The 10,344-nt window shown below is 66.2% G+C and carries 5 protein-coding genes, 2 rRNA genes and 1 pseudogene (1 of these 8 cut by a window edge); all 8 read left to right on the top strand.

All coding sequences use genetic code 11. The features are described 5' to 3' along the window. Positions 1 to 2,873: ribosomal RNA gene (locus O1G21_RS07300) — 23S ribosomal RNA — on the top strand; it begins 247 nt to the left of the window's first position. A 71-nt stretch (positions 2,874 to 2,944) separates the two neighbouring features. Continuing rightward, positions 2,945 to 3,061, top strand: a 5S ribosomal RNA gene (gene rrf / locus O1G21_RS07295). 99 nt (positions 3,062 to 3,160) lie between these two features. Continuing rightward, complete coding sequence (locus O1G21_RS07290) at positions 3,161 to 3,781, top strand: CDP-alcohol phosphatidyltransferase family protein (protein ID WP_270141805.1); 621 nt, start codon at positions 3,161 to 3,163, stop codon at positions 3,779 to 3,781. Between the two features lie 123 nt (positions 3,782 to 3,904). Next, positions 3,905 to 6,400: a mannose-1-phosphate guanyltransferase gene (locus O1G21_RS07285; RefSeq protein ID WP_270141803.1), complete on the top strand. Its 2,496-nt coding sequence runs from the start codon at positions 3,905 to 3,907 to the stop codon at positions 6,398 to 6,400. Between the two features lie 165 nt (positions 6,401 to 6,565). Next, a pseudogene (locus O1G21_RS07280) lies at positions 6,566 to 7,447 on the top strand (DUF881 domain-containing protein); the annotation flags it as partial. Between the two features lie 212 nt (positions 7,448 to 7,659). Next, the gene (locus O1G21_RS07275) at positions 7,660 to 7,992 is read left to right on the top strand and encodes a small basic family protein (protein ID WP_030062488.1); all 333 of its coding nucleotides are present in this window, start codon (positions 7,660 to 7,662) and stop codon (positions 7,990 to 7,992) included. Then, a complete protein-coding gene (locus O1G21_RS07270; protein WP_333493429.1) occupies positions 7,976 to 9,151 on the top strand; it encodes a DUF881 domain-containing protein in 1,176 nt (391 codons plus the stop codon). The genes O1G21_RS07275 and O1G21_RS07270 overlap by 17 nt, the downstream gene beginning before the upstream one ends. 226 nt (positions 9,152 to 9,377) lie before the next feature. After that, positions 9,378 to 10,259 carry an FHA domain-containing protein gene (locus tag O1G21_RS07265; protein WP_270141798.1) on the top strand — a complete coding sequence of 294 codons (882 nt, stop codon included), beginning with the start codon at positions 9,378 to 9,380 and terminating at the stop codon, positions 10,257 to 10,259. Positions 10,260 to 10,344 lie beyond the last annotated feature (85 nt).

Below are 10,344 nucleotides of genomic sequence, written 5' to 3'. Positions count from 1 at the left end.
GTGGCGAGCGAAACTGGATGAGGCTAAACCGTATTGGTGTGAGACCCGGCAGGGGTTGCCAATGCGGGGTTGTGGGAATGAGCTTCAGTCGTCTGCCGGCGGCTGGGCGAGTCAGAAACCGTATGGGTAGTCGAAGGACATGCGAAAGGTCCGGCGTAGAGGGTAAGACCCCCGTAGACGAAATCTGTACGGCTTGCTTGCTCATCTCCCAAGTAGCACGGGGCCCGAGAAATCCCGTGTGAATCTGGCGGGACCACCCGCTAAGCCTAAATATTCCCTGGTGACCGATAGCGGATAGTACCGTGAGGGAATGGTGAAAAGTACCGCGGGAGCGGAGTGAAATAGTACCTGAAACCGTGTGCCTACAAGCCGTGGGAGCGTCGTCAGTCGGCTTGCCGGCTGGCCGTGACTGCGTGCCTTTTGAAGAATGAGCCTGCGAGTTTGCGGTGTGTAGCGAGGTTAACCCGTGTGGGGTAGCCGTAGCGAAAGCGAGTCCGAATAGGGCGGTTGAGTTGCATGCCCAAGACCCGAAGCGGAGTGATCTAGCCATGGGCAGGTTGAAGCGCGGGTAAGACCGTGTGGAGGACCGAACCCACCAGGGTTGAAAACCTGGGGGATGACCTGTGGTTAGGGGTGAAAGGCCAATCAAACTCCGTGATAGCTGGTTCTCCCCGAAATGCATTTAGGTGCAGCGTCACGTGTTTCTTGCCGGAGGTAGAGCACTGGATAGGCGATGGGCCTTACCGGGTTACTGACCTTAGCCAAACTCCGAATGCCGGTAAGTGAGAGCGTGGCAGTGAGACTGTGGGGGATAAGCTCCATGGTCGAGAGGGAAACAGCCCAGAACACCGACTAAGGTCCCTAAGCGTGTGCTAAGTGGGAAAGGATGTGGAGTCGCAGAGACAACCAGGAGGTTGGCTTAGAAGCAGCCACCCTTGAAAGAGTGCGTAATAGCTCACTGGTCAAGTGATTCCGCGCCGACAATGTAGCGGGGCTCAAGCACACCACCGAAGTCGTGTCATTGCAGCAATACTCCTAACGGGGGCTGTGATGGGTAGGGGAGCGTCGTGTGCCGGGTGAAGCGGCCGAGGAATCGAGTCGTGGACGGTATACGAGTGAGAATGCAGGCATGAGTAGCGATACAAGAGTGGGAAACTCTTGCGCCGATTGACCAAGGGTTCCTGGGTCAAGCTGATCTGCCCAGGGTAAGTCGGGACCTAAGGCGAGGCCGACAGGCGTAGTCGATGGACAACGGGTTGATATTCCCGTACCCGCTTTGAAGCGCCAACGCTGAACCAGGTGATGCTAAGGCCGTGAAGCCGTCCCGGATCCTTCGGGTGAAGGGAAGTGGTGGAGCCGCCGGTCCAAGTCTGCAGTAGGTGAGCGATGGGGTGACGCAGGAAGGTAGTCCAGCCCGGGCGGTGGTTGTCCCGGGGTAAGGGTGTAGGACGTGGGGTAGGCAAATCCGCCTCACATATAGTCTGAGACCTGATGCCGAGCCGATTGTGGTGAAGTGGATGATCCTATGCTGTCGAGAAAAGCCTCTAGCGAGTTTCATGGCGGCCCGTACCCCAAACCGACTCAGGTGGTCAGGTAGAGAATACCGAGGCGTTCGGGTGAACTATGGTTAAGGAACTCGGCAAAATGCCCCCGTAACTTCGGGAGAAGGGGGGCCATTCCTGGTGACGGGCTTTGCGCCTTGAGCTGGGGGTGGCCGCAGAGACCAGCGAGAAGCGACTGTTTACTAAAAACACAGGTCCGTGCGAAGCCGTAAGGCGATGTATACGGACTGACGCCTGCCCGGTGCTGGAACGTTAAGGGGACCGGTTAGCTTAGTTTCGACTAGGCGAAGCTGAGAACTTAAGCGCCAGTAAACGGCGGTGGTAACTATAACCATCCTAAGGTAGCGAAATTCCTTGTCGGGTAAGTTCCGACCTGCACGAATGGCGTAACGACTTCTCGACTGTCTCAACCATAGGCCCGGTGAAATTGCATTACGAGTAAAGATGCTCGTTTCGCGCAGCAGGACGGAAAGACCCCGGGACCTTTACTATAGCTTGATATTGGTGTTCGGTTCGGCTTGTGTAGGATAGGTGGGAGACTGTGAAGCAGCAACGCCAGTTGTTGTGGAGTCGCCGTTGAAATACCACTCTGGTCGTGCTGGATGTCTAACCTGGGTCCGTGATCCGGATCAGGGACAGTGTCTGGTGGGTAGTTTAACTGGGGCGGTTGCCTCCTAAAGGGTAACGGAGGCGCCCAAAGGTTCCCTCAGCCTGGTTGGCAATCAGGTGTTGAGTGTAAGTGCACAAGGGAGCTTGACTGTGAGACTGACGGGTCGAGCAGGTACGAAAGTAGGGACTAGTGATCCGGCGGTGGCTTGTGGAAGCGCCGTCGCTCAACGGATAAAAGGTACCCCGGGGATAACAGGCTGATCTTCCCCAAGAGTCCATATCGACGGGATGGTTTGGCACCTCGATGTCGGCTCGTCGCATCCTGGGGCTGGAGTAGGTCCCAAGGGTTGGGCTGTTCGCCCATTAAAGCGGTACGCGAGCTGGGTTTAGAACGTCGTGAGACAGTTCGGTCCCTATCCGCTGTGCGCGTAGGAGTGTTGAGAAGGGCTGTCCCTAGTACGAGAGGACCGGGACGGACGAACCTCTGGTGTGCCAGTTGTTCTGCCAAGGGCATGGCTGGTTGGCTACGTTCGGGAGGGATAACCGCTGAAAGCATCTAAGCGGGAAGCCTGCTTCGAGATGAGCACTCCCACCTCCTTGAGAGGGTAAGGCTCCCAGTAGACGACTGGGTTGATAGGCCGGATATGGAAGCCCTGTGAGGGGTGGAGTTGACCGGTACTAATAGGCCGAGGGCTTGTCCTCAGTTGCTCGCGTCCACTGTGTTGTTCTGAAACAACGACTGCCTTGTCGGCGGGTCGACAGTTTCATAGTGTTTCGGTGGTCATAGCGTGAGGGAAACGCCCGGTTACATTCCGAACCCGGAAGCTAAGCCTCACAGCGCCGATGGTACTGCAGGGGGGACCCTGTGGGAGAGTAGGACGCCGCCGAACAATTCTTCGAGAGAAGCCCCCGCCGGGTGAACCGGACGGGGGCTTCTCTGTTGTAAGGTCAACATGCATTGTCGTGACACAGGACAGGAGGGCCCCCGGGTGGAGGTCCAGGAGACGCGGGTCCAGACCGATCGCGTCCTCACCATCCCCAACCTGCTGAGCATGGGCCGGCTGGTCGGCGTTCCGCTCTTTCTCTGGCTCATCCTGTGGCCCGCCTTCGGCGGGCCCAAGAACGACGGTTGGGCGCTGCTGATCCTGGCGCTCAGCGGGGTCAGTGACTACCTGGACGGAAAGCTCGCCAGGCGGTGGGGGCAGATCAGTCGGGTGGGGCAGCTGCTGGACCCGCTGGCCGACCGGCTCTACGTGCTGTCCACCCTCATCGGATTGACGTGGCGTGAGTTCCTGCCGTGGTGGGTGACGGCGATTCTGGTGGCCCGGGAACTTTTCATCGCGTCGCTGCTGCCCATTCTGAACAAGCACGGTTACGGGCCGCTGCAGACGAGTTTCCTCGGGAAGGCCGCGACCTTCAATCTGATGTACGCGTTTCCGCTTCTGCTGCTCGGCGGTATCGACAGCTGGATCGCGCGGCCGGCCGAGGTGGTGAGCTGGGCCTTCATCTGGTGGGGGACCACGTTGTACTGGTGGTCGGCGATTCTTTACGCGGTTCAGGCGCGGCAGATCATCAAGCGCGCCACCGCGGGCTCGGCGTCCACAGCCTGAGACGTGATCTGAGAGAAGTCCCACGCTGCCCCGGTGCGTCGGACGAGACCTTCCGGGTAGAGAACCTCTGGAACGGTTTGATGGACCTGTAGGTCCACCACCGCGAAGGAGGACGCACCCGTAATGAAAGCCGTAGTCATGGCAGGGGGCGAGGGCACCCGACTCCGCCCGATGACCTCCAGCATGCCGAAGCCGCTGCTTCCGGTCGCCAATATGCCGATCATGGAGCACGTGCTTCGGCTGCTGAAGCGGCACGGCCTCTCCGACACCGTCGTCACCGTCCAGTTCCTGGCATCACTCGTCAAGAACTACTTCGGTGACGGTGAGGAACTGGGCATGCACCTCACCTATGCCCATGAAGAGACGCCGCTCGGCACTGCGGGGAGTGTCAAGAACGCCGAGGACGCGCTCAAGGACGATTCCTTCCTGGTGATCTCCGGCGACGCGCTGACCGACTTCGATCTCACGGAATTGATCGACTTTCACCGTAGCAAGAACGCGCTGGTCACGGTCTGTCTCACCAGGGTGCCGAATCCCCTGGAGTTCGGTATCACGATCACGGACGAGGAAGGTCGGGTCGAGCGTTTCCTGGAGAAGCCGACCTGGGGGCAGGTCTTCTCCGACACGGTGAACACCGGCATCTACGTGATGGAGCCGGAGGTCTTCGACTACGTCGCGGCCGGTGAGTCCGTCGACTGGTCGAGCGACGTCTTCCCGCAGCTGTTGAAGGAGGGCAAGCGGGTCTACGGCTACGTCGCCGAGGGTTACTGGGAGGACGTGGGCACCCACGAGAGCTACGGCAAGGCGCAGGCGGACGTCCTGGAGGGCAAGGTCGACGTCGAGCTCGAGGGCTTCGAGATCTCGCCGGGCGTCTGGGTGGCCGAAGGGGCGGAGGTGGACCCGGAGGCGGTGCTGCGCGGGCCGCTGTACATCGGGGACTACGCCAAGGTCGAGGCCGGCGTCGAGATCCGCGAGCACACCGTGCTCGGTAGCAACGTGGTGGTCAAGCGCGGGGCGTTCCTGCACCGGGCGGTGGTGCACGACAACGTGTACGTCGGGCCGCAGAGCAATCTGCGCGGCTGCGTGGTGGGCAAGAACACCGATGTGATGCGGGCCGCGCGGATCGAGGACGGCGCGGTGATCGGGGACGAGTGCCTGGTCGGCGAGGAGTCGATCATCGCGGCCAACGTCCGGGTCTACCCGTTCAAGACCATCGAGGCCGGTGCCGTGGTCAACACCTCGGTGATCTGGGAGTCGCGTGGCCAGGAGCACCTCTTCGGCGTCCGCGGCGTCTCCGGCATCCTGAACGTCGAGATCACCCCGGAGCTGGCCGTCCGGCTGGCCGGTGCGTACGCCACGACGTTGAAGAAGGGCGCCACCGTCACCATTGCGCGTGACCACTCGCGTGGTGCGCGTGCGCTCAAACGGGCGATGATTTCGGCGCTGCAGACCTCCGCGATCGACGTCCGCGACCTCGAGAACGTGCCGATGCCGGTGGCCCGGCAGCACACCGCGCGGGGGAGCGCGGGCGGGATCTTCCTGCGGACCACGCCGGGGGTGCCGGACTCGCTGGACATCCTCTTCTTCGACGAGCGCGGGGCGGACCTCTCCCAGGCCGGGCAGCGCAAGCTCGACCGGGTCTACGCCCGCCAGGAGTACCGGCGGGCCTTCCCGGGCGAGATCGGGGACCTGACCTTCCCGTCCAGCGTGTTCGACTCCTACGCGGGCAACCTGTTGCGGACGGTGGACACCTCCGGGATCCGGGAGGCCGGGCTGAAGGTGGTGGTGGACACCGCGCACGGTAGTGCCGGGCTGGTTCTGCCCAGCATCCTCGGCCGGCTCGGGGTGGAGGCGCTCACCGTCTCCAGCGGGCTGGACGAGGCGCGGCCGACGGAGGACGCGGAGACGCGGCGGGCCGGGCTGGCCAGGCTCGGTGAGCTGGTGGCCTCCTCGCGGGCGGCCTTCGGCGTGCGGTTCGATCCGGTCGGCGAGCGGGTCGCGTTCGTGGACGAGCTCGGTCGGGTGATCGACGACGACCGGGCGCTGCTGGTGCTGCTGGACCTGGTCGCGGCGGAGCGGCGTAGCGGGCAGGTGGCGCTGCCGGTGACCACGACCCGGATCGCCGAGCAGGTCGCCGCGTACCACGGCACCCAGGTCATCTGGACCACGACGACGCCGGACGACCTGGCGAAGGCGGCCTCCGCCGAGGGCACGGTGTTCGGCGGGGACGGGCGCGGCGGCTTCGTGGTGCCCGAGTTCAGCGGGGTGCTGGACGGTGCCGCGGCCTTCGTCCGGCTGGTGGGCCTGGTGGCCCGGACCCAGCTCACGCTGAGCCAGATCGACGCGCGGATCCCGCAGGCGCACATCCGGCGCCGGGACATCGCGACGCCGTGGGCGGCGAAGGGCATGGTGATGCGCTCGGTGGTGGAGGCGGCCGGCAGCCGGCGGCTGGACACCACGGACGGCGTGCGGGTGGTCGAGGCGGACGGGCGCTGGACGCTGGTCCTGCCGGACCCGGCCGAGGCGGTCACCCACCTGTGGGCCGAGGGACCGGACGACGAGGCGACCGAGGCGCTGCTGGACGAGTGGGCGGCCGTGGTCGAGGGCGCGGGGCGGTGACCGGCTGAGGGGAGGAGCCCGCTGAACGGCGGGGCGTGCGGCCTGGTCCGCGCGCCCCGTTGTCCGTTTTCACGTCATTCGGAAGGGTCCGTCACCTTCCGGGGATGTGTGCGGCGTGTGTGCAGCTCAGGGGCCGTGCTCGGGCCCCTCGGCGGTCATGGGACGATGGTCCGCATGCCAGCGACGCCGACACCGAGTACGCCGAACGGACGGTACAACCGCCCGGACGCCTCGATGTCCCTGCTGACCAACGTGATGGACCACAGCCTGGACGAGGGCTACGCCGAGGCGGCCGCGGCCCGGGGCGGTGAGCACGACGGCCGGATACCCCGGACCCTGCGGGGTCTGCTGACGCTGGGCGCCGGACTGGCGCTGGTCGGTGCGGTGGTGACGGTCGGGGCGGTGAACGCGCACAAGGCGGAGCCCACGCTGGCCAAGGAGCGGGACGCGTTGATCCACCGGATCAACGACAGCAACGGTTCGGCGGACCACCTGCAGAAGGAGGTCCAGGACCTGCGGCGCAAGGTCGACGACACCCAGCAGCAGGCGCTGGCCTCCGGGGACGGCGGGGCGGCCGTGCTGACCGACCAGGTGGGGTTGGGAGAGGTCACCGGGCCCGGAGTGAAGCTGGTCCTGGAGGACGCGGCCGGCACGGGGGGCGGGGGCAACGTCGACCCGCGGGCCGGGCAGGGCTTCTCCAACAGCGGCCGGCTGCGCGACCGCGACCTGCAGCTGGTGGTGAACGGGCTGTGGGGGTCCGGTGCGGAGGCAGTCTCGATCAACGGGCAGCGACTGACCGCACTGTCCGCGATCCGGGCCGCGGGCGAGGCGGTGCTGGTGGACAACCGGCCGCTGGTGCCGCCGTACAACATCCAGGCGATCGGGGACGGGCCGAAGCTCCTCACCGCCTTCGAGAACGACATGGCCGGGCAGTACCTGCGGTTGCTCGAGGAGAAGTACGGCATCAAGTCGACGCTCTCCGCGCAGAAGAGCCTGACGCTGCCGGCGGCGGTGGGTGTGACGCTGCGGAGCGCCCAGCCGGTCACGCCCGAGCCCTCGCCCACGGCGACGCCGTCGGCCACGCCGTCGGTCGGTCCGAGCGGGACTCCGTCGGGCGGGACGCCGTCGGGTGGCCCGGGAACCTCGGAGAGCCCGACGGCATCCGTTTCACCATCCGCGACCGGCGGCGGATCGACCGCGAAGCGGCGTCCGGCCGGCGGAACCGCCAAGACCACGACAGGGACAGGAGCAGCTAGACCGTGATTGCCGTACTGGGGCTCGTGATCGGGGTGGTCGTCGGCCTCTTCGTCCAACCCGAGGTGCCCGACGCTGTCGTCCCCTACCTGCCGATCGCGGTGGTGGCGGCGCTGGACGCGGTGTTCGGCGGCGTCCGGGCGATGCTGGACGGGATCTTCAACGACAAGGTCTTCATCGTCTCGTTCCTGTCGAACGTGGTGGTCGCGGCGCTGATCGTGTTCCTGGGTGACCAGCTGGGCGTCGGCTCGCAGCTGTCCACGGGTGTGGTCGTCGTCCTCGGCATCCGCATCTTCTCCAACGCGGCTGCGATCCGGCGCCATGTCTTCCGTGCCTGAGCCGGGCCGCGAGGCGGCGGCCAAGGAGGAGAAGGAGAAGGCGGAGGCGCCGGTGGTCGAAGAGACCGTTGCGGCGCCGGGCGAGGAGTCTGCGGGGGAGACGTCCGAGACGTCCGAGACGGCCGGGACGGCCGGGACGGCGGAGGAGTCCGTTCCGGAGGAGCCAGCAGGGGCCGAGCCGGCCGAGGAGGCCGAGGAGGCCGCCGAAGCCGGGGCCGAGGAGCGGGAGCCGGCGGAGTCGGACGCTGCGGCCGAGCTCGAGGCCGGGGCGGAGGAGCCGGAGCCGTCGGTGCGCTTGGTGAAGGCGGTCGAGCCGGAGCCGGTGCGCGAGGCCGTGGCTGAACCGGAGGCCGAGCCCGAGCCGGTCGACGCCGCCGAACCGTCGGAAACCGCCGAGCCGGAGGCCGTCGAGGAGTCGCCCGCCGTGGACCGGAACGCCGGTCGGCGGCGGCTGCGGGCCGCGCTGTGGCCGCCGCGGCTGTCGCGCGGGCAGCTGGTGGTGGCGCTGCTGCTGTTCTCGCTCGGCCTGGCGCTGGCGATCCAGGTGCGCTCGACCAACGACCACCACAACCAGCTGCGCGGGGCCCGGCAGGAGGACCTGGTCCGGATCCTCGACGAACTGGACAGCCGTCAGCAGCGTCTCCAGCAGGAGAAGGCGGAGCTCGAACAGTCCCTGGCGAAGTTGGAGAACAGCTCCAACCAGGCCAAGGAGGCCCAGGAGCAGACCAGGAAGAAGATGACCGAACTGGGTGTGCTGGCCGGTACGGTCAAAGCCACCGGGCCGGGCATCGTACTCACGGTCGATGATCCCCAAGGGCTGGTGAAGGCAGATATGCTGCTGGACACCCTGCAGGAACTTCGAGCGGCGGGGGCGGAGGCGATTCAGATCAACGATGTGCGCGTGGTGGTCAACACGAACTTCACCGACCTGTCGGGCGGTGGGGTGCAGATCGACGGGAAGAAGGTCTCGCAGCCCTATCGGTTCACCGTCGTGGGGAACCCGCAGGACCTGACGCCCGCGCTGAACATTCCGGGAGGCGTCGTCCGTACCCTGGAGAGCCACCAGGCGCGGGCGACGATCACCCAGCAGCAGAAGGTGGTCGTCGACGCCGTCGTGGACCTGAAGACGCCGCAGTACGCCAAGCCGGCTTCGAAGTGACGGGGCGCTCGACGAACGGCCCGTCACGGGCGGGCGGCACCCGGTGCGGGGGGCCGTCGTCGCGTGGGAGAGACTGGTTCGCACCAGTACGCTCCGTAGCACCAACCGCAGCAACAACCGTCGGAGTACCACTCCAGCAGGCCCGGACCGCAACCGGGCCCGCAGCCTGTCCGAGGTTCTCACCCTGCCCCGCGGGCGGGTCTGTCACACGCAAGGGGATTCGCCCGTGAGTTTCTTCTCGAAGTTGTTCGGTCGCAACAAGGGCCGTGACGCCGCCGCCGTCGAGGCGCCGACCGCGCGGCACCGCCGGGCGGAGGACGAGCCCGCGGTGCCGGGCATGCGTCCCGCCCCCGAGGCCGGGCCGTACGCCGGACAGCAGCTGTACCGGGACGGCGCCGCCCCCCAGTACGCGGGTAATCCGGCGGGCTACGGCGCGTCGGTTGACCCCTCCGGCGACCCGCGCATAGGTTTCCCGTCAGGACCCTCAACCTCGGGTGGAGGGTTTGCCCCGGACCCGTACGCCGGGCACAACCCGTCGGGTGTGCCGCGCCAGGAGGCTGTGAACATGGCTGGCCCCACTCCGTGCCCCAGGTGCGGCAACCAGAACCCGGCCGCGGCCCGCTTCTGTTCCAACTGCGGTACGGCGCTGCGCGGCGGCCTGCTGCCCGAGGGGGCGGCGGAGACCACGTCGACCATCTCGATCTCCGGTCTGGAGTCCTACGACCCCTCCGCCACCACCGGCACCGGCGCCACGCCGGCCCTGTCGGCCGAGGTGCTGTCGGCGATCGACGCGCTGCCGCCGGGCTCGGCGCTGCTGATCGTCCAGCGCGGCCCGAACTCGGGCAGCCGGTTCCTGCTGGACTCGGACGTCACCACGGCGGGTCGTCACCCGCAGGGTGACATCTTCCTGGACGACGTCACGGTCTCCCGGCGCCACGTGGAGTTCCGTCGCACCCCGGCCGGCTTCAGCGTCGCGGACGTGGGCAGCCTGAACGGCACCTACGTCAACCGGGAGCGGATCGACGAGGTGCCGCTGAACAACGGCGACGAGGTGCAGATCGGGAAGTACCGGCTGGTGTTCTTCGCCGGCCACAACCGGGGGTACTGAAACCAACATCGGCAGGAGCCCGAGTGAATACGAATACCCCTTCCTTTTCTCTCGGGGCGGCCAACCCTGCGTCATCGTCCGGTCC

The organism is Kitasatospora cathayae (assembly GCF_027627435.1).
Lineage (GTDB): Bacteria > Actinomycetota > Actinomycetes > Streptomycetales > Streptomycetaceae > Kitasatospora > Kitasatospora cathayae.
Note: the sequence above shows the minus strand (reverse complement) of the source record. Positions and strands in the feature narration are given on the sequence as shown.

Coding starts and splice junctions, on each gene's coding strand:
- O1G21_RS07285 (WP_270141803.1), top strand. CDS start 3,905: ATGAAAGCCGTAGTCATGGCAGGGGGCGAGGGCACCCGACTCCGCCCG.
- O1G21_RS07270 (WP_333493429.1), top strand. CDS start 7,976: ATGTCTTCCGTGCCTGAGCCGGGCCGCGAGGCGGCGGCCAAGGAGGAG.